This window comes from Streptomyces sp. DH10 (assembly GCF_029813805.1).
GTDB classification, from domain to species: Bacteria; Actinomycetota; Actinomycetes; order Streptomycetales; family Streptomycetaceae; genus Streptomyces; species Streptomyces coeruleofuscus.
In genome coordinates, this window is the sequence record NZ_JARVKU010000009.1 from 130,254 (window position 1) to 149,677 (window position 19,424).

At 70.9% G+C, this 19,424-nt stretch carries 12 protein-coding genes; 7 read left to right on the forward strand and 5 right to left on the reverse strand.

Annotated features, from left to right (window positions below):
• Window positions 1–52 precede the first annotated feature (52 nt).
• A complete protein-coding gene (locus QC385_RS20225) occupies window positions 53–1,063 on the reverse strand; it encodes an outer membrane protein assembly factor BamB family protein (RefSeq protein ID WP_336621308.1) in 1,011 nt (336 codons plus the stop codon).
• A 941-nt stretch (window positions 1,064–2,004) separates the two neighbouring features.
• Between QC385_RS20225 and QC385_RS20230 the strand changes: the two genes are divergently transcribed.
• Window positions 2,005–2,595 carry an enoyl-CoA hydratase/isomerase family protein gene (locus QC385_RS20230; protein WP_443032947.1) on the forward strand — a complete coding sequence of 197 codons (591 nt, stop codon included), beginning with the start codon at window positions 2,005–2,007 and terminating at the stop codon, window positions 2,593–2,595.
• 254 nt (window positions 2,596–2,849) lie between these two features.
• Here QC385_RS20230 and QC385_RS20235 read toward each other — a convergent pair whose 3' ends face one another.
• The 4 genes from QC385_RS20235 to QC385_RS20250 form a co-directional block, all read right to left on the reverse strand.
• Window positions 2,850–3,890 carry a vWA domain-containing protein gene (locus QC385_RS20235; RefSeq protein ID WP_279542720.1) on the reverse strand — a complete coding sequence of 347 codons (1,041 nt, stop codon included), beginning with the start codon at window positions 3,888–3,890 and terminating at the stop codon, window positions 2,850–2,852.
• A gap of 116 nt (window positions 3,891–4,006) precedes the next feature.
• The gene (locus QC385_RS20240) at window positions 4,007–4,378 is read right to left on the reverse strand and encodes a hypothetical protein (RefSeq protein ID WP_279542721.1); all 372 of its coding nucleotides are present in this window, start codon (window positions 4,376–4,378) and stop codon (window positions 4,007–4,009) included.
• A 599-nt stretch (window positions 4,379–4,977) separates the two neighbouring features.
• A complete protein-coding gene (gene argS, locus QC385_RS20245; RefSeq protein ID WP_279542722.1) occupies window positions 4,978–6,639 on the reverse strand; it encodes an arginine--tRNA ligase in 1,662 nt (553 codons plus the stop codon).
• A gap of 166 nt (window positions 6,640–6,805) precedes the next feature.
• Complete coding sequence (locus QC385_RS20250; protein ID WP_279542723.1) at window positions 6,806–7,777, reverse strand: LuxR C-terminal-related transcriptional regulator; 972 nt, start codon at window positions 7,775–7,777, stop codon at window positions 6,806–6,808.
• 754 nt (window positions 7,778–8,531) lie between these two features.
• Here QC385_RS20250 and QC385_RS20255 point away from each other — a divergent pair.
• The 6 genes from QC385_RS20255 to QC385_RS20280 all read left to right on the forward strand — a co-directional run bounded on the left by QC385_RS20255 (window position 8,532) and on the right by QC385_RS20280 (window position 19,417).
• Window positions 8,532–8,687, forward strand: coding sequence for a hypothetical protein (locus QC385_RS20255; RefSeq protein ID WP_279542724.1), 156 nt, complete (start codon window positions 8,532–8,534; stop codon window positions 8,685–8,687).
• A 7-nt stretch (window positions 8,688–8,694) separates the two neighbouring features.
• Window positions 8,695–9,000 (forward strand): hypothetical protein, encoded by a 306-nt coding sequence (locus tag QC385_RS20260; protein ID WP_279542725.1) that lies wholly within the window; start codon window positions 8,695–8,697, stop codon window positions 8,998–9,000.
• A 467-nt stretch (window positions 9,001–9,467) separates the two neighbouring features.
• Window positions 9,468–9,707: an MbtH family protein gene (locus QC385_RS20265; RefSeq protein WP_279542726.1), complete on the forward strand. Its 240-nt coding sequence runs from the start codon at window positions 9,468–9,470 to the stop codon at window positions 9,705–9,707.
• On the forward strand, window positions 9,704–17,839 hold the full coding sequence (locus tag QC385_RS20270; RefSeq protein WP_279542727.1) for a non-ribosomal peptide synthetase: 8,136 nt from the start codon (window positions 9,704–9,706) through the stop codon (window positions 17,837–17,839). Before QC385_RS20265 ends, QC385_RS20270 begins: the two co-directional genes overlap by 4 nt.
• Window positions 17,840–17,869: 30 nt before the next feature.
• Window positions 17,870–18,847 carry a TauD/TfdA family dioxygenase gene (locus QC385_RS20275; protein ID WP_279542728.1) on the forward strand — a complete coding sequence of 326 codons (978 nt, stop codon included), beginning with the start codon at window positions 17,870–17,872 and terminating at the stop codon, window positions 18,845–18,847.
• A gap of 9 nt (window positions 18,848–18,856) precedes the next feature.
• On the forward strand, window positions 18,857–19,417 hold the full coding sequence (locus QC385_RS20280) for a DUF6817 domain-containing protein (RefSeq protein WP_279542729.1): 561 nt from the start codon (window positions 18,857–18,859) through the stop codon (window positions 19,415–19,417).
• The last annotated feature ends 7 nt before the right edge of the window (window positions 19,418–19,424 follow it).

The following is a 19,424-nucleotide window of genomic DNA, read 5'->3' on the forward strand; positions in this document are numbered from 1 at the left end:
AGCCTCGCCTCCAGGTAGGCCCCGACGGGTCGACCGTTCCGCGCGACAGCCTTCAGGGCAGCGGGACGGAGCGCAGAGCGGGGTGGATCCGTGCCGCGACTACGACGTGGCCGGCGTCGCCTCCGGGCACGATGAGAGCCGGGAGTTCGCCGTCCCAGGCCTGTTGCGGGGGCGGTGACATGCGTGGCGCCGCCGCTCCGGTCCCCTCGGGTCCGGCGCGCAGATCCATGCTGATCAGGCGGGATTTGGGTGGACCGTAGGCGTCGGTGAAGGTGACGAACCGTCCGTGGACCAGACCTGCCGCCTGTGAGGAGGTGGGGTAGCTCCACAACCTGCGGGGGCGTTCGAGGTCGTACGCGTTCCAGGCACCGGCTCCCGGGTCCTCCGCGCTGTCTTCGTACAGGACCAGCACACCCTTCGACGAGACCAGGCCGCTTCCGGGTTTCATGCCGCTGTCCCCAGCGGTGGCGAGCGGACGGAGGGTGGTGGGGGCGAGGCGTTGCAGGGGCGGAAAGGTGTCCGAGGCGGACACCGGGCTGCCGGTGCAGACCAGGTAGCCGCCACCGGACAGGAGGCGGGGGCACTCGGTGCCTGGGGGAGTGGTCGCCGTCGGGGTGCCGGTGCGGGCGTCGCGGGCGGTGACCTTGGTGCCGTCGGTCGTGTAGATCCGGCTGCCGAAGGCAGCGAAGCCACCGTCGGGGTCCGCGTGGAGTTCCTCGCGCCAGACGGGAGAACCGTCGGACGCCCGGTACGCACCGAGGGCGAGGTCCGTGTCGTCGACGACGTCGCTCGGGGCGTCGAGCGCGTAGACGGTCCCGGCCGCGGCCACGAGGCCGACGGCCTCCCGTCCTGCGGGTAGTTGCCGGGACCAGGCCTGTACGCCCGTGCGCAGGTTCGCGGCGCGCAGCACCCGTTCGGCACTGGTGAAGGCGCGTTCGTCGGCGGAGTCGAGGACGAGCAGGGCGCTCTTGCCGCCGCTGCTTTTGCTGCCGGGCACGGCCCAGTTGACCGTGCCGTCGGCCCGGGACCTGCCGACGAGGCCGCCCGAGGCGGTACTGCACACGACTTGGTGGGGAGTGGCACCGCAGCGCCCGGGCGCTTTCTCGGCGGAGAGCGAGCGCACCCAGGCACGCCACGGTCCGTCGACGGGCGAGGCCGAGGCGGAGCGGACCGGGGACGCGGTCGTACGAACGCCCTTATCGGGCTGAGCGTCCCCGGCAGGGGTACACCCGCCCAGGACCAGACCCACCAGGGCGGCACCCGAGACCGGAAGCACCCCTCGTATCCACCACGCCTGACGCATCAGCAGTCACCCCCGTGTGAGGTCCATCGTCGCAGAAGGCTTGCAAGGTGGCCCGGTCGCTGTCCGAGCTGCGCGACGGCTGGCGGTATTCGGCGATCCGGGCGCTTCGGCGCCTGAGTCGTCTACCGCCTGGCGGAGCGGGCCAGCGCGGCAACCGCGGCGGTCCGGGCACGGGTACGGCAGGGCGTCGACGTCGCCTGGCCGCCATAGACGTCACGGCCGTGTTGTAGGTGGCGGCGAGCTTCGGTGCGCACCCGGCGCGGTGACCGTCGGTCCATGGCAAGTGGTTACGTCCGGCGATTCGAGAAAGAGGCCGGGAAACGTGGGGGCGGTACGGGAAAGACCACGAGCGGGCGACGAGCCGGAACCGCTGATGAGGACGGCCTGCCATGACAGGTCCCGCGAGACAGCGCGAGTAGCCCCATGGCTGACGCCGGGAGCAGCCGTCTCGTCGACAGCCCTTCTCCGAGGCGGTGTGCAAGGTGAAGCAGATCTGCCAGGTGCAGTACCCGTCCGTTGAGCCTGGGAGGGAACACGGAGCCGCTGGGTCCAGTGAGGACGGTGGCCCAGCGGCCGCGGGGGTCGCGGTGAACGAGGGCCAGGACGTCCTGGAGCCAGGATGTCCGGGAGCGCGGTGAGGGGGTCGGTGTCCTGTGGGCGCGGGGGAGCGCGGCCTGTGTGCCGGTGGTGACGTCCGTGCCATGCACGACGACGCCCGTGACGGCGACGGCACGGCCTCCGCCGTCTTCGGGCGCGACGCATACCGACTGAACGCCCGCATCGCCCGCTACCCCAAGCCGTACGTCGCCGTGGTGTACGGCATCGTGATGGGCGAAGGTGCCGGCGTGCCGGTGTCTCGGCGCACGCAGCGTCCGTGTCGTCACCGAGCGGTCCCGGGGGTCGCCATGTCGGAGACCGGCATCGGCTTCGTGCCGGGCGGGGGCGGCACCCACCTGCTCGCCGCTGCCTCCGGAGGGCTTGGCACCCACCTCGCCCTGACGGGCGCTCAGATCGGCGCTCCGGACACGCTGCTGTGCGGGCTCGCCGACCACTACGTGCCGACCGCCTCGCTACGGGATCTCCTCGATGTCCTTGCCGACCTGCCCGTGGGGGAGGCCCTGGCCGGCTACGTGCGGATGTCCCCGGAGGCGTCATGGCCGCCCAGTGCGACTGGACCGACGCCTGCTGCGCCGCCGACACCGTCGAGGAGATCCTCCGCCGGCTGCTCGCGCGCGGCGGCCCCGGCGCGAAGGAGACCGGGACCCTGCTCACCACGTCCTCGACCGCCCTGAAGGTCACCCTCCTCCCTGTGCCGCGCCCGCGAACACGGCCCCCAGGAGCTAGCTGGTCCTGAACCAGGAGTACCGCCTCTCCTGCGCCGCCCTGGACAAGCCCGACCTGGTGGTCCGGCCGTGGGCTGAAGGAAGCGATCCGCCGGCGGTCTGCCTCGCCTGTGGTCGCCGGCGGTGTTGCCGAACTGGAGCGCCGTTGCCGGACTGGGGCGCCGGGTGGCAGAGCCTCCGGCGCCCCTCGGCATTACGGAATCTCAGAGCATGAGGAGCAGCCGTGTGTTGGGTACGAGTTTCCGGTTGACGCTGGTGCTCTGCACGAAGATGGTGAAGTGCTCGTTGTGGTCCGGTTTGACGCGGACTTCCGTGTCAGGCAGACCGAGCAGGGAGCGGGCTTCGGGTCCCGAATACACGCGGTCCGTCTTCTTTTCCAGCACCGCGATCTGCTTCTGTGCCTGAATTTTCTCCGACTTGCTGAGCTGGTAGAACGCCCCACCGGTCCGGTAGGTGTGCCCGCATTCGACGACCCACTCTTTGATCGCCGCGCTGCGAGCCACCGGAATCAGCTGGTACGCCGATGGATCGACCGGGATGAGGCCGGCTGCCTTGATGGTGTTTTCGTTGACCGCTTCCGCCCCCGTGGAGAACACCGCCCGCGATCCCCGGATGCCCTGGGTGCGGCCCATCATGAAATTCTCGGTGGCCTGCCGGATGACCTGCCCGGCCTCCTCCAGGCCCTGCGTGCTGGTTGCGTCCCATATGGCGATGTTGTCCTTGGGGAAGCCGCACTGCATGGCCTCGCGCTTGCCCATCTGGTCGGGCACCAGGACTGCCAGCGTCCAGTTGTCCTGCTGCGTCTCGATCATCTGGGCCACGGCCTGCACCAGTTGGCGTGGATTCCTGGCGGGGGAATCCTGGCAGCGGTGGCTCGCGTTCTCCTGCCCGTCGGTGAGCACGAACGTCAAAAAACTGTGGTCGCCGTAGAGCTGGGCCGTCAGAGCGAGCTCCCGCTGCGACTTCAACGCGGCTGCCAGGAGGGCCGTCATTCCACCGGTCCGGTACAGCTGCTTCAGTGACGGCATACGCAGCACGTCCTTGTCGTAGATGACGCACTCCACCTTGTCGGCGAAGACGTACACCGTGACGCGTGTTTCCTGGTCCAATTCCCTCGAACGACGGGCGAGATAGGCGATCTGCTGGTCGGCGACCTCGACGACTTTGTGGCTCAGGTGCGACATGGACGAGCTGGCATCCAGCACTAGAGCAACGTGATTGATGTAATTCTGGCTTCCGGACATCACAGCTCCCCCTTGTTCCGGCTTGATGCTTCTATCCTCTCACCCACCACTGACAATCGATCTTGGTTCCGGTGCCGACGAGGCCGGCCCGCACGTTCTGCCGTGAGGTGACAGCGTCACGACAGCAGCATCCGCGTCCAGGCGATGGCCAGGAACGCGCAGGCGAGTGTGAACAGGCCCTGCACCACGGCGGTGACGGGCATCCGCAGGCGGGCGTGCACGAAGGCGCCCATCGCCGCGACGGCCGGAACTCCCCAGACGACGAACCACGTCAGGACAGGGGTGTCACGAGACTGCACCGGGCGCGGGGAGTGTGACGGCTGCGCGGTCCCCAGGCCGACCGCGAGGAGCAGCACCCCGGCGACGACGACGATGACCGCGTCCGCGACCAGGAGCAGCAGTGCGACGGCGACGTCGATCAGCCAGGAGGGGCGTTCGCGCCGAGGAGGCGCCGGGGAGTCCTGGTCATCTGCGGGCGGTGAGGCCATGACCCGACTGCACCACGGAATGGCACGTTCAGCACCGCCCGTGACAGTGTATGAGCCGGAACGTGACCATCGCCAGGACCGACCGGGGCTCGGCGGTGTGAGACGCGCGGCGGTGTCCTGGTCGCAGAGTGCGAGCTCTACAGCGGCGCCGCGACTGATCCGCGGTGGGCGCCCTGGACGGCAGCAGATACGGCCCTGCGCCCAGGCCTCGGAGCGCCGTGCGCGCCCCCACGGACATGATCGAGGCCGGCCGGCGCGGCAGCAGGCTAACCTCAAGGCGGCGTCGGTCGAGCGGCGTTGGGTGGACACCCCGCGCGGCGACGAGGGCAGACGCGCGGCCGCACGGCGGATCGCCGCAGGCGCACGCGGCCTGAGGCGGTCAGCGCACTCGGTGCACTCGGCCTGGGGCGGTCAGCGCACCCGGCGCACGCGGCCTGGGGCGGTCAGCGCACTCGGTGCACTCGGCCTGGGGCGGTCAGCGCACCCGGCGCACGCGGCCTGAGGCGGCCAGCGCACCCGGCCTGGGGCGGTCAGCGCACCCGGCGCACCCGGCCTGAAGCCGTCAGCGCACCCGGCGCACCGGCCACGCCGCCGGTCACTCACATGCGTTCCGGGGCCGAGACACCGAGCATATGCAGCCCGTTGCGCAGCACCAGCCTGCTGGCTTCTGTCAGCCACAGGCGGGCCCTGGTGAGGTCGTCCGGGTCCTCGCCGGCTCGGGGCAGGACCCGGCAGGCGTCGTAGAAGCGGTGGTACGTCCCGGCCAGCTGTTCCAGGTAGTGCGGCACCCGGTGCGGTTCGCGCAGGCCGGCGGCGGTGGCGACGACCTGGGGAAACTCGGCCAGCATGGCCAGGAGGTCGGCTTCCCGCTCGTGGGTGAGCGACGAGGGGTCGAAGTCCTCCGGAGCGCCCTTGCCGATCCCGGCTTCCTCGGCTCTGCGCTGTACGGCGCACGGTCGCGTGTGCGCGTACTGGACGTAGTGGACGGGATTGTCGTTCGACTGCCGGGTGAGGAGGTCGACGTCGAGGTCGATCATGGCGTCCACGCTCGCCCGGGCGAGCGCGTACCGCGCAGCGTCGACGCCGACCGCCTCGACCAGGTCGTCCAGAGTGAGGACCGTGCCCGCCCGCTTGCTCATCCGGACCGGCGCCCCGTCCTTGACCAGGTTGACCAACTGTCCGATGAGGATCTCCAGGTGCGTGTCCGGGTCGTCACCGAAGCAGGCCGCCATGGCACGCATCCGGCCCACGTAACCCGCGTGGTCGGCGCCGAGCATGATGACGACCCGCTCGAACCCCCGGGCCCTCTTGTTGAGGTAGTACGCGCAGTCCGCGGTGAAGTAGGTCCAGGAACCGTCGCTCTTCACCAGGACCCGGTCCTTGTCGTCGCCGAAGTCCGTGGTGCGCAGCCAGACGGCGCCCTCTGCCTCGAAGACATGGCCGCCTTCCCGCAGGCGGGCGACGGCGGCGTCCAGGTCGCCCCGGTCGTGCAGGTCCTTTTCGTTGAAGTAGACGTCGAACCGCGTACCGAACGCGGCGAGGGACGCCTTGATCTCGTCGAACATCAGCTCCGTGCCCTCGGCCCGGAAGGTGGCGAGGGCCTCGGCCTCCGGCAGCTCCAGAACTCCGGGCCGCCGCCGCAGTACCGCGCCGGCGATGTCGTCGATGTACGCCCCGCTGTAGCCGTCTTCGGGCACCGGCGAGCCCTTGGCCGCGGCGAACAGCGAGCGGGCGAAGCGGTCGATCTGCACGCCGGCATCGTTGAAGTAGTACTCCCGCGACACATCCGCGCCCGCGGCCTTGAGCAGCCGGGCGAGTACGTCGCCGACGACCGCCCATCGGGCCCCTCCGATGTGCACCGGCCCGGTGGGGTTCGCCGAGACGAACTCCAGATTGAGCCGCAGGCCGCCGAGCCGGTCCGTACGACCGTAGGCGTCACCGGCGAGGACGATGTCGCGCGCCAGGGCGCCGATCGCCCCGCCTTCCAGGGTGATGTTGAGGAACCCGGGGCCCGCGACCTCGGCCTTCGCGACTCCGTCGGCCATGTTCACCAGCGGGGCCAGCACTTCGGCGATGGCGCGAGCGGGCTGACCGGCGGACTGGGCGAGTTGCATCGCGACATTGGTCGAGTAGTCGCCGTGGTGGCGGTGACGAGGGCGTTCCACGCGGATCTCCCGGGGAACCTCTGCGGAGATGCGTCCGGACCGGATGGCCGTGTGCACGCAGTCGGAGATCACGGCGGCGAGATCTTCTGGAGTCATGGTGCGACGCTACCTGTGCGGACGCCGCTGGGCACCGGATATACGGGCAGCCCAGCGGTCACATGTTTCCGCGGTTCGTCGTGGGCGGGAGCGGCACGCGCCGTGTGAGACATCTGCCGTGTATGGCTTGCCGGTTGGGCTTGCCGGTTGGGCTTGCCGGTTGGGCTCAGAGCCAGCCGCGCTGCGCGGCTTTGATGCCCGCTTCGAAGCGGCTGGAGGCACCGAGGCGTTCCATGATGGAGGCGACCTGCCGGCGGATGGTGCGGTCGGTGAGGCCGAGGCGCTGTCCGGCGGCTTCGTCGGTGAGGCCGGTGCCGAGGAGACGCAGGAGTTCGCGTTCGTGGTCGGTGAGGCCCGTCTGCGGATCGTCGGGGCGCGTGGCTCCGAGGGGAACGGCGGTGCCCCAGGCCTGCTCGAAGAGTTCGAGGAGTGCGGTGACGATCCCGGGTTCGGTGACGTGGAGTGCGCCTTTGCGGGTGTTGGCGGGGTCGATGGGCAGCAGGGCGTGGGTGCGATCGAAGATGACCATGCGCTGGGGGATGGTCGGGGCGGTACGGACTTCTCCGCCGTGGTCGAGCAGCGTGTGACCGTAGGCGACGATGTGGGTGTGTCGGCGGGCATGCTCCTGATACAGGGTTCGCATGGCGACGCCGCGGAGGAGGGCGGCGAGGTCGTGGTCGCGCCCGGCGTTGAGGTCCTGGGAGCTCTGAACGCCGGGTTGGACGCCGATGATCTCGGAGTGGGCGGCGCGGCCCAGGCGTTCGAGCCTGTTGTGGATGGCGTCCATGCCCAGCAGGCGCTCGCCGTGAGCGGAGCGGTGTTCGGCGCGGTCGGCGACGATGCGGGTGACCGTGGCGCGGGAGGCGGCCAACTGCGCCTGCCTGACCGCGAGTTCGGCCTCCTGCCTGGCCAACATGTCGGCCAGGCCGATATCGGGGTCGACGGCCCGCATCTTTCCGGGGTGCTCGCTGGAGGCGCGCACCAGCATCAACTGTCCGAGCTCGTCGAGGCTGTTGTGGACTTGAGTGGAAGTCAGACCGGTCGCCTCAGCGATCTGGGCGACTCCGTGTCCGGGCTGGTCGAGCATCGCCTGGTAGACGGCGATGGAGTGGGTGCTTATTCCGAGTGCTTGAAGCATGCTCTTGTGGTCCCCCTAGTGAACGCCGCCCCCCGGCCGCGCGTCGGGCGTCATGCTCACAGTCCCCGGCGCCACCATTCAAGGTGCGATTGAGACAGGCATGCAGGTCAGGGCTTGTGGACGGGCACTCGGACGGTGCTGTACGGATGTTTTATCCAGAATCGTCCCAGGGGTTAAATCGGTATGTTCGCGGAATTCAGGGCGTGAACTGTGAGGCCGGTGTCCTGACGGGGCCTGCGATCGGTGGTGCCGGCGGCCGTTGCGGGGTGTGATGGATGAGTGTGCGTCGTCCGTACCGCGGCAACGGGTGCGATGCCCGCTGGGCTTGGGTCCAGCCGTTCCCCAGTGCCTTGCCGACAGCCCCGAACCGGCCCCGCGCGGCGGGCCGTTCGTGGTCCGCAGGAGGGTGAAGTTTCGGCAAAGCGTGGCCGAGATCAGTCGGACACCGACGTCCGCCCAGGCATCCGCCGGGAATGCGACGACATCCTGAGGCATGCGCCGGCATCGCCACTCTTCTCGATCACCTGCCGACCTGTGCGGCGCGTTGCTCAGGGACCTCGAAACGCGGGCGCGTGTCCTGATCCGGATAGGCCCTGTTCAGGACTCCCGGAATGCCTTCCTGGGGCGTTGATCTGAGGCAAGCTGTCCATCGCCGGCAGGGAGCAGCCCGAACGGCAGCCGGACGAAGCGTCAACCGCGGGACGCGAGACCGGACAGGACACCCCGCCCCATGGCTTCGAAAGGAACGATCACCATGATCCGCACCTGTATCGCCCAGGCTGCCGCGGTCGCCGCCCTCGTGCTGGGCACCGTCTTCCTCCTTCCCGTTGCCGGACCCTCCACCACCGCGGCAGCCGCCCCGGCTCCCGTCGGCCAGGAAACCACCCTCGAAAGCGCCACCTGGGGGTGAACCGCCGATGGACATGGTCTATGCCAGCCTGAACCGCCGCACCGGCGTCCTCGGTGAACCGATGAACGAGGTTTCCGAGGTGCTGGGCGTCCTGTGGGCTCATACGACACCCGAGGACGGCCTGGAGCACGCCTCCGGCCGTTCCGAGTGTGACCGTGTCGACCTGATGATCTGTCTGCTCACGCTCGATCCCGCCGCGCCCGGCTTCCGCAGCGTGACCCACCGCGCCGGCGCCCTGCTGCGCCGCTGCCATGCCGCTTCACCGCTGATGCGGCACCGTTATCTGCCGCCTGAGGCGCCGGCGCAGCCGTAGCTGACCCACCTTCAGGGGACGCCCCCGGCGGCTCGTCCGTGCCCGAGACCGCCGTTCCCGCGGACAGCCGTCCGCACCCCGTCCTCGCAGTGCGTCGCGCCGCAGGCGCTGCGCTGTCGCGCGTCCCCGCCGCGTCGGCTGTTCCTGGGGGACAGCCGCGATCCCCGCGAAAACCATGCCCTCCGCATACGTGCCCCCGCAAAGAGGCGATCAGCCATGTCTGCCATCCGCCGGCCCATCCCCGCGGCCACCGCTGTCCTCATGGGGCAGCGTCGCCCGGTGTGCCGGCGCCGGACCGCATCGGCACCGGACCGGTGCGGCGGACATGGGCAACTGAGCCCGGGACCGAGCCGACCGGCTCATCCCGTCGAAAAACCCGGCCGATCCGCAGCCCAGCGCGGACGGCCTGACCAGACCGGCCCGGCGGTCGGCGCCATCCCATGGAACATCAGGCGAAGCGAGGTGTGATGTCGAACCAGCTCGACAACCCCATTGGCAGTTTCCACGTCGTCGTGAACGGTGAAGGCCAGTATTCGATCTGGCCCGAGACCGCGGACGTCCCGGCCGGATGGACGGTGTGCCACGGCGCGGCCGACCGGTCCTCCTGCCTCGAGTACATCAACGCGCACTGGACCGACATGCGTCCACTGAGTCTGGTGGCCCACATGGCCCGGACCTCCGCCGACGGTCGAGGGGAACAGCGATGACCGCCGACGGCACCGGCGCCCTCCCCGGGGCGGCGGCCTCCGGGCACCGAGCGCCCGACGCGCCGGGCGAGCTGAGCACCACCCGATCCCGTGTGGACGCGATGTCCGCGGCGAAGCGCGCCCTCCTCGCCAAGCGGATCGCCGGGCGACGCCGTCCGAACGAGGACGCCATCAGGCCGGTGCCGCGCGACGGACAACTGCCGCTGTCGCCCGGACAGCGCCGCCTGTGGTTCATGGACCAGATGAACCCCGGTGGGACCATGTTCAACGTCTCGACGGCACTGCGCTTCGAAGGGGCGCTGCGGCCGGACGTCCTGGAGCGGGCGATCCGCGAGGTGTTCCGCCGGCACGAGTCATTGCGCACCGTCTTCCCGTCCGTCGGCGACGGCCCGGTGCAGCGGATCCTGCCGGACCTCGACGTGGACCTCACGCCCGTCGACGTGCCGGCGCCCGAAGCCGGGGGCGTCGAGGACGACCTGCGGGATGCTCTGATCGCCGAAGCGTCACAGCCCTTCTCCCTGGAACACGGGCCGCTCGCCCGCGCCACCCTCTTCCGCAGGACGGCCGAGGACCACGTCCTGCAACTGGTCGTCCACCACAGCGTCTGTGACGGCTGGTCCATGAGCCTCGTCGTCGACGAACTGCTCGCGCTCTACCGGAGCGGGGCGAGCGGTGCCGCCGCCCGTCTGAAGCCGCTTCCGCTCCAGTACGCCGACTACGCCGCCTGGGAAGCCGGCCCCGAACGCACCGCGCGGACGGACGACGGGCTGGCGTTCTGGCGTCGGTCCCTGGACGGTGCCGTCCCCGTCATCGAGTTGCCCTTCGACCGGCCCCGCCCGCCGGTGCAGAGCTTCCGCGGCGCCCGCCACCACTTCTCACTGCCGGCCGGCATCTGGCCGCGTGTGAAGGAGATCGCGGCCGACGAGCACGCGACCCCGTTCATGGTGCTCCTCGCGGGCTTCGCCGCGCTGCTGTCGCGCTACACCTCGCACGACGAGGTGACGGCACTGACTCCCGTGGCCAACCGTCCCCGCGCCGAACTGGAGTCCCTGGTGGGCTTCTTCGCGAACTCCCTGGCGCTGCGCGTGGACACGTCCGGGGAACCGGACTTCCGCGAGCTGGTCGGCCGGGTCCGTGACCTCACCCAGGAGGCCCTGGAGCACGGCGAGGTGCCCTTCGACCGCGTCGTCGAGGCGGTCGACCCGGCCCGCGACCCCAGCCACACGCCGATCGCCCAGGTGCTGTTCGCGCTGGTCCAGGATCCTGCGCTGGACGCCGCCCTGGACGGGATGCGGGTCAGCGTGGTCGAACATCACACCGCGACCGCCAAGTACGACCTGAGCCTGGAAGTCTGGCCCGGCGCCGACGACGTCCTGCACGGCGTCTTCGAGTACGCGACCGACCTGTTCGACGCAGCGACCGTGGCCCGGATCGGTACACATCTCGGCATCCTCCTCGGCGCGGTCACCGAGGATCCCGGGACCAGGATCGGCGACGCGCCCCTCCTCGCGGACGAGGAGCTGCGGGAGGTGGTCGTCGACCGGAACCGCACCGAGGACCCGTCCCTGGGTGACCGCCCCGTCCACGAGCTGTTCGAGGACCAGGCGGGCCGTTCACCGGACGCGGTCGCACTCGTCACCGACGAGCGCCGCCTGACCTTCGCGGAGCTCAACACGCTGGCCGACCGGCTCGCCCACCGCTTGCGACGCGAGGGCGTCGGCCCCGAGGAGCGCGTGGCGCTCTTCTTCGAGCGTGGTGTCGACCTGGTGGTCGCGGTGCTGGCGACGCTGAAGGCCGGCGGCGTCTACGTGCCGCTGGACCCGGCCGACCCGGCCGAGCGCATCGCCTACATGCTCACCGACTCGGACGCCCGGGTGGTCGTCACCGACACCCGCCGCGCCGCCGCGCTCCCGGAGAGCGGAGCGCGCGTGCTGATCGCGCAGGAAGCCCTCGCGACCCCGGCCGCCCCTGACACCCCGGCCCCCGCCGATACCCCGGCCCCCGCCGTCGCCCCGGCCCACCGCGGCCCGCACCCGGACAACGCCGCCTACGTCATCTACACCTCGGGCTCGACCGGCCGCCCCAAGGGCGTCGTCGTCACCCACCGAGGGCTCGGCAACTACCTGGAGTGGAGCGTCCGCGCCTACCGGGTGGCCGACGGCGGCGGTGCTCCCCTCGTCTCGTCGCTGCGCTTCGACCTGTCCGTCACGACGCTCTTCTGCCCGCTGCTCGCGGGCCGGCCCGTGGTGCTGGTGAAGGAGGGCCAGGAGCTGGACCGGCTGTCCGGCATCCTCGGGCGCGACCTCGATTTCGGGCTGCTGAAGCTGACGCCCGCCCACCTGGACGCGCTCGACAAATCGCTACCGCCAGCCGGGATCGAGGCGGACGGCTACCTGGTGGTCGGCGGGGAGTCCCTGCACGGCGCCACCGTCGCCGCCTGGCGCGAGCGCGCCCCCGGCCTGCGTGTGGTCAACGAGTACGGACCCACCGAGACCGTTGTCGGCTGCTGCGTGTACGAAGTGGACGAGTGCACCGACCTGTCCGGCACCGTTCCCATCGGCCGCCCCATCGCCAACACCCGGCTCTATGTGCTCGACACCAACCTGAAGCCGGTCGCCCGCGGCGCGGTCGGTGAGCTCTTCATCGGCGGTGCCGGTGTCGCACGCGGCTACTGGAACCGCCCCGATCTCACGGCGGAGCGCTTCGTTCCCGACCCGTTCGCGGCCGAGCCCGGCGGCCGCCTCTACCGCACCGGCGATCTCGTCCGGATGCGCCCGGACGGCGAGCTGGAGTGCCTCGGCCGGGTCGACACCCAGGTGAAGGTGCGCGGCTACCGCGTCGAACTGGAGGAGATCGAGGCTGCCCTGACCCGCCTGGCCGCCGTCCGCGAGGCCGTGGTCCTGCTCCGCGAGGACCGGCCCGGTGAGCGCAGGCTCGCCGCCTACGTCACCGCGGCGAGCGACGGGGCCACCGGGTGCGTCGAGGAGGGGCTGCGCGCCGAACTCAGCGCCCGCCTGCCCGAGTACATGGTCCCGGACCACTTCGTGGTGCTGGAGGCACTGCCGCTCGCCCAGAGCGGCAAGGTGGACCGGCGTACCCTGCCCCAGCCGGGCACGGACACCCCCGATGTGACGACAGACCTCCCGGCCACGCCGCTGGAGCAGGTCATCGCCGAGATCTGGGCCGACGTCCTCGGTCTGACCTCGGTCGGCCGGAACTCCAACTTCAATGCGCTGGGCGGGCATTCACTGCTCACCGTGCAGGCCGCGGCCCGCCTTCGCAAGGCCCTCGACATCGACCTGCCGCTGTCGGTGTTCCTTCAGGCACAGTCCCTCGCCGACCTCGCTCGGCGGATCGAAGCCCTCGGCGGCCGTGCGCCGCGCCCCGGCCTGGTGACCGCCCCCCGCACCGGCCCGGTTCCGCTGTCGTACGCACAGGGACGCCTCTACTTCATGAGCCGTCTCGCCGAAGGCAGTTCCTTCTACAACGTTCCGATCGCCCTGCGCTTCGACGGCACCTTCCGGCCGGACGCCTTCCGGGCCGCGTTCGCCGCACTCTGGGGCCGCCACGAGGGGCTGCGCGTCCGCTTCCCGTCGCCCGACGGCGACCCGGTCCAGGAGTTCCTGCCGGCCGAGGAGGTGCCCTTCGAGGAGGCCGACCTCTCGGGCGCGGCGGTCACCGAGGCCCGGCTCGACGCGCTCGTCCAGGAGGAGGCCGGCCGGCCCTTCGACCTGTCGCGCGGGCCGTTGCTGCGCGGACGGCTCCTCCGCCTCGCCCCGGACACCCACGTGGCCCTCCTCACGCTGCACCACGCTGTGTCCGACGGCTGGTCCGTCTCCATCCTGCTGGACGAACTCATGGTCCTCTACCGGGCGTTCGCCGACGGCCGGCCCTCGCCGCTCGCCCCGCTGCCCCACACCTACGTGGACTACACGCTCTGGCAGCGCTCCTGGCTGGACGAGGAGACCCTCGGCACGCAGCTCGGCTACTGGAAACAGCAACTCGCCGGGGCACCCATGCTCGACCTGCCCACCGACCGGCCGCGGCCGGCGGTGCAGAGCTACCGGGGTGCCCGGCACGAGGTGGCGTGGTCGCGCGAGCTGTCCGACGCGGTCGCGGAGCTGGCCCGCCGCGAGGGTGTGTCGCTGTTCATGGCGCTGCTCGCCGGCTTCGACGTCCTCATGGCCCGCGTGAGCGGCCGGCACGACGTCACCGTCGGCACGCCCATCGCCAACCGGACGATGACCGAGCTGGAGAGCATCGTCGGCTTCTTCGCCAACACCCTGGCGCTGCGTGTCGACCTCGCCGGCAACCCGACGTTCGCCGAGGTGCTCGCACGCGTCAAGGAGACCGCCAACGGCGCCTACGCGCATCAGGACGTCCCCTTCGACATGGTCGTCGACGCCGTCGCGCCCCAGCGCAGCCTCAGCCATTCGCCGCTGTTCCAGGTGCGCTTCGCGCTCCAGAACATGCCGGGTGGCATGCCCGGGGCGGGGGAGGGGCTCACGCTCACCGAGATCGAGAGCGAGCAGGTCACGGCGCGTTTCGATCTCGTCGTCGACCTGTGGGAGACCGAGGACGGCCTCCAAGGGCATGCCGAATACAGCACCGACCTCTTCGATGCGGAGACCGTCGCCCGTCTGATGCAGCGGTTCGAGGCGCTGCTGGGACGCCTCGTCGCCGACCCGGCACAGCGGGTCCTCGACACGGAGCTCCTGCTGCCCGGCGAGCACGCCGAGCTGGATGCGCTGGCCGGCACCGCCGCGCACGCCGACGCGGACGGCCGCACCTTCCTGGAGCGCTTCCGGGAGCAGGTGGCGCACCGGCCCGAGGAGCCCGCCGTCACGTGCGGCGCGACCACGCTCTCGTACGGAGAGCTGGGCATCCGCACCGAGAGGCTCGCCCGGGTGCTCCGCTCCAGCGGCGTGGGCCCCGAGACGACGGTCGCGGTGTACCTGGAACGGGGAACGGACCTCGTCGTCGCGGTGCTGGCGGTGCTCCAGGCCGGCGGAGCGTACCTGCCGCTGGACACGGCCTACCCGCGCGAACGCGTGGCCGAGATCCTCTCCGACGCGAGGCCCGCACTGGTCCTGACCTCGCGCGCCCTGGAAGCGCAGGCACCGTCCGCGCCGGGCGGGCTGCTCGTGGTGGAGGACAGCGGCAGCGCGGCCGCCGGCGAGTTGCCGCCGGCGCAGTGCCTGTCGCCGGACCGCCCCGCGTACGTCGTCTACACCTCGGGGACCAAGGGGAAGCCCAAGGGCGTCGTGCTCACCCACACCGGGCTGGACGCCTACGTGCACTCTCTCCCCCGTGCGCTGGCCCTGCCCGAGCGTCCGGTGGTCCTGCACACCGCGTCCTTCGCCTTCTCCTCCTCCGTTCGCCAGCTCATGGTGCCGCTGGCCCACGGCGGCCGGGTGGTCGTCGCCACCCGGGAGCAGCTCGCCTCCCCCGACGCACTCCTGGCCTACGCGGCCCGCAACGGGGTGCAGGTGCTGGACCTCGTGCCTTCCTACCTGCGGGTCGTCGCACCGGCGCTCGACCGCCAGGACTGGCGGCCGGAGCTCGTGCTGACCGCGAGCGAGCCACTGCTCCACGACGTGCCGGCGGCGATGCGCAGCGGGTCCGGTGGCAGGGCGCGCCTGGTCAACATGTACGGCCAGACCGAGACCACCGGCATCGTCGCCGTCGCGCCGGTCGCCCCCGAACGAGCCGGCCGCGGTGTGGTGGTGCCGCTCGGCCGCCCGCTCGACGGCATGCGCATCCACATCCTCGACGAGGACCTGCGCCGAGTCCCGCCGGGCCACCCCGGGGAGATCGTCGTCGGCGGCCCCGGTCTCGCCCGCGGCTACCTCGGCGACCCCGAGCTGACCGCCGAGCGGTTCGTCCCGGACCCGTACGGGCCGGCGAGTGGCCGCCTCTACCGCACCGGCGACCGCGGCCGGTTCCTGCCCGGTGGTGCGCTGGAGTTCCTCGGCCGCATCGGCGACCAGACCAAGATCCGGGGACACCGGGTCGAGCCCGGCGAGGTCGCCTCCGCGCTCGCCGCACTCGACGGCGTGCGTGAGTGCGCCGTGTTGTGCGTCGAGGACGGAGCGGACGAGCGGCGTCTGGTCGGCTACGCCACCCTCCGACCGGGCGCCGGCACCACGGCAGCGGCCCTGCGCGCCGGCCTGGCCCAGAAGCTGCCCGACTACATGGTTCCCACGATCGTCACGGTCGGTTCCCTGCCGCGCCTGTCCAACGGCAAGATCGACCGCGTGGCGCTCCTCGCAACGGAGGCGACACCCGTGCAGACCCGCACCACACCTGCGGCCGGAGCTCCCGGCCTCGCCCCCGACGACCCCGGCTACCTCGACCGGGTCGTCGAACTCGTCGCCATCTGGAAGGAAGTACTGCGCCTGCCGAAGGTCGGCACGAACGATGACTTCTTCGAGCTCGGGGGAGACTCGCTGCACGCGATCCGGGTGGTGGACCGGGCGCGCAAGGCGGGTATCGCGATCACGCCCGCGCAGTTCATAGCGAATCCCACCGTCGCGGGCCTCGCCGTCGCCGCCGCTCCCGAAGCGCCCGGCGCCCGCCACCGGGAGACCCTGGCAGGCATCTGGAAAGAGGTGCTGCGCCTGTCGGAGCTCGGCGACGACGATGACTTCTTCGAGCTCGGGGGAGACTCGCTGCACGCGATCCGGGTGGTGGACCGGGCGCGCAAGGCGGGTATCGCGATCACGCCCGCGCAGTTCATAGCGAACCCCACCGTCGCGGGCCTGGCCGCCGTCGCCACCGACCGCACCGAGTCCGGCGACGCGCCCGCCGAGGCCGGTGCCGTCCCCCTGGTGCCCTCGAACCTCGCGTTCCAGGAGCGGGACTTCGCCGACAAGCACCTCTACACGCACATCTTCATGTTCGAGACGCTCCAGCGACTCGACCCGCAGCTCATGGAGCGCGCGGTGGCCGCGGTCGCCGCCCACCACGACTCACTGCGCATCTCTTTTCCCAAGAAGGCCGGCGCCTACCGGGTGAAGATCCACGAGCGCTTCGAACAGCGGTTGTTCACCTTCGCCGACCTCTCCGCCCTCGACCCGGCCGCCCAGGACGTCGCCTTCCGGCGGCTGGACGCCACGCTGCACCGCAAGGTCGACTTCGAACACGGGCCGCTCCTGCACATCGCCCTGGTGCGCTTCGGCGCCGACCGGCCCGACCGGCTCGTGGCCATCGTCCACCACCAGCTGATGGACAACAGTTCCTGGGGCGTACTGACCGAGGATCTCCAGACCGCCTACCTCGCCCTCGCCAACGGCACCGAGCCGCAACTCACGCCGCCCACCGCGTCCTTCGCCCAGTGGGCACGCAATCTCGACGCACTCGCACACTCCGCCGAACTGGACGAGGACGCCGCCTACTGGAGCGACCTCGCCGAGAAGGCCGTCCCGCACTGGCCGCTCGACCATCAGGACGGCGCGGACGACATGGCGTCCGAGGACTCGGTGCTCGTCGAACTGGGCGGCGCGGACACCGCCTCGCTGCGCCGGCTGATCCGGCGCGACTACGGGCTGACCCTCAACGACCTGCTGCTCGCCGCCGTACTGAAGGGCTTCGCCGAGTGGACCGGCCAGAACTCGGTCCTCGTCGACCTCGTCTCCCGTGGGCGTGAACTCGGCGGTGGGGACCTCGATCTCTCGCGCGCCATCGGCCGGTTCTCGATGACCTCGCCGCGACTGCTCGACCTGCCGGCCGCCCCGGGCACGCGTGCCCTGCTCGACTCGGTCGCCGAACAGCTGCGGGCCGTACCGCGCAGCGGCCTCGGTTTCGGCCTGCTCCGCTACACCGGCGCCCGGCCGGACGTCGCCCGGGCCCTCGCCCCGCTCGGCAAGCCGGACATCCTCGTCAACAACTGGGGTGAGGTCGGGACATTCACCGATGACTCGCCGCTGCTCGGCGCGCCCATCGAGGACGCCTGGCCCGCACCCGAACTCCAGCGGATGCACCGGCTCATCGTCGACGGCCGGGTGTACGACGGCGCGCTGCGCCTCGGATTCCGCTTCAGCCGCAACCTCAACGACCGCGACAACATCGCCAAACTCGCGGCCCTCGTGGAGGGCGTTCTCCGCGAGATGGCGCACGGCGCCGAGTCCTGACCACACGAACCCAGACAAGGACCACACGACATGACCGAGCACGTGAAGGAATCCCTGCTCTTCCCCGAGCAGGAGCGCGTAGCCCTCTTCGAGGCCACGGAGCCCGGCCTCTCCCCGGTGACCTGGGCCGAACAGCACTCCCGCCTAATCGCCGAGCGGCTCGCCACGGCCGGCGCCTGCCTGCTGCGAGGCTTCGACGTCCCGGACGAGACCGTCTTCTCCCGGTTCGTGCGCGTCTTCGGCGAGGAGCTCAACGAGTACACCTACCGCTCGACCCCCCGCACCAAGGTCGGTGACGTCTACACCTCGACGGAGTACCCGGCCAGCGAAGTCATACCGCAGCACAACGAGATGGCGTACACCAGCACATGGCCCGAGCGGCTCTGGTTCTACTCCGCCGTCGCGGCCCGCTCCGGCGGTGAGACCCCGCTGGCCGACAGCCACGCGGTCTACCAGCGCATTCCCGCCGACGTCCGCGAACGCTTCGAACGGCACGGCGTGCGTTACGTCCGCAACTACCGCGCCGGCCTCGGCATCTCCTGGCAGGAAACCTTCCCCGACATGGACCGGGCGGCGGTGGAGCGCTTCTGCGCCGAACGGGACATCGCCGTCGAGTGGCTGGAAGGCGGCGACTCGCTGCGCACCACCGAGACCTGTCAGGCCGTCACCGTCCACCCGGTCACCGGCAGAACGCTGTGGATGAACCAGGCGCACCTCTTCCACGTGTCCAACCTCAACGAGGCGACCCGGCTCGCGCTGATGGAGCTGATGCCGGAGGAAGACCTCCCACGCAACGCCTACTACGGCGACGGCAGCCCGATCCCCGACGCCGACCTGGCCGCCGTCCGCAAGGCCTACGAGGCGGAGATCCTTGCCTTCCCCTGGCAGGCCGGAGACCTCATGGTCATCGACAACCTGACGCTCTCCCACGGACGCAACCACTTCGAAGGCCCCCGCAAGGTGCTCGTGGCCATGACCGGCTCGCTGTCCAGCCGCTCGGAAGCGTGACGGCCGATCATGACCACCACCACGTCCTTCGAGGACAAGGTCGCCTTCCTTCAGCAGCACGGTGTTGACGAACTGGCGCACTCCAGCGCCGATCTCCTCGCCCACCTGCATGGGGTCCACGATCTGCTGCGCGCGTGGGACTCCCGCCCGCAGCTGTGCGACGCGGGCCTCTTCCACTCCGTCTACGGCACCGAGATCTTCCCCACCGGCGCCGTGCCGATCGAACTGCGGCCCGTGGTGCGCGGCCTGATCGGAGAGGAGGCCGAGACCCTCGTCCACCTCTTCGGCACCGTGTCGCGGGCGGGCATCTTCGATGCCGCCTTCGAGGGCGCCCCCTTTCTCCTGGAGACCCGTACGGGCGGACAGGTCGGCATCACCGACCAGCAGTACACCGACCTCGCGGTGCTCACCGTGGCCAACTGGCTCGAACAGCGCCCCCGCTTCCCGGAATCCAGCCGGAACAGCCGGGCGCGCGAGTTCCGCACCATGCGTCCATTCCTGCCCACCACCCCCCGGCAAGCGTTGGAAGAGGCCTACCGCTTCACCCCGCTGACCCAGCCGGCGACCTGAAACGAGA

Bases quoted from the DNA above. Each gene is read 5' to 3' on its own strand.
- QC385_RS20240 (WP_279542721.1), bottom strand. From the start codon at position 4,378: ATGGCCTCACCGCCCGCAGATGACCAGGACTCCCCGGCGCCTCCTCGG.
- QC385_RS20275 (WP_279542728.1), top strand. From the start codon at position 17,870: ATGACCGAGCACGTGAAGGAATCCCTGCTCTTCCCCGAGCAGGAGCGC.
- QC385_RS20265 (WP_279542726.1), top strand. From the start codon at position 9,468: ATGTCGAACCAGCTCGACAACCCCATTGGCAGTTTCCACGTCGTCGTG.
- QC385_RS20255 (WP_279542724.1), top strand. From the start codon at position 8,532: ATGATCCGCACCTGTATCGCCCAGGCTGCCGCGGTCGCCGCCCTCGTG.
- QC385_RS20280 (WP_279542729.1), top strand. From the start codon at position 18,857: ATGACCACCACCACGTCCTTCGAGGACAAGGTCGCCTTCCTTCAGCAG.
- QC385_RS20270 (WP_279542727.1), top strand. From the start codon at position 9,704: ATGACCGCCGACGGCACCGGCGCCCTCCCCGGGGCGGCGGCCTCCGGG.
- QC385_RS20230 (WP_443032947.1), top strand. From the start codon at position 2,005: ATGCACGACGACGCCCGTGACGGCGACGGCACGGCCTCCGCCGTCTTC.
- argS (WP_279542722.1), bottom strand. From the start codon at position 6,639: ATGACTCCAGAAGATCTCGCCGCCGTGATCTCCGACTGCGTGCACACG.
- QC385_RS20260 (WP_279542725.1), top strand. From the start codon at position 8,695: ATGGACATGGTCTATGCCAGCCTGAACCGCCGCACCGGCGTCCTCGGT.
- QC385_RS20250 (WP_279542723.1), bottom strand. From the start codon at position 7,777: ATGCTTCAAGCACTCGGAATAAGCACCCACTCCATCGCCGTCTACCAG.
- QC385_RS20235 (WP_279542720.1), bottom strand. From the start codon at position 3,890: ATGTCCGGAAGCCAGAATTACATCAATCACGTTGCTCTAGTGCTGGAT.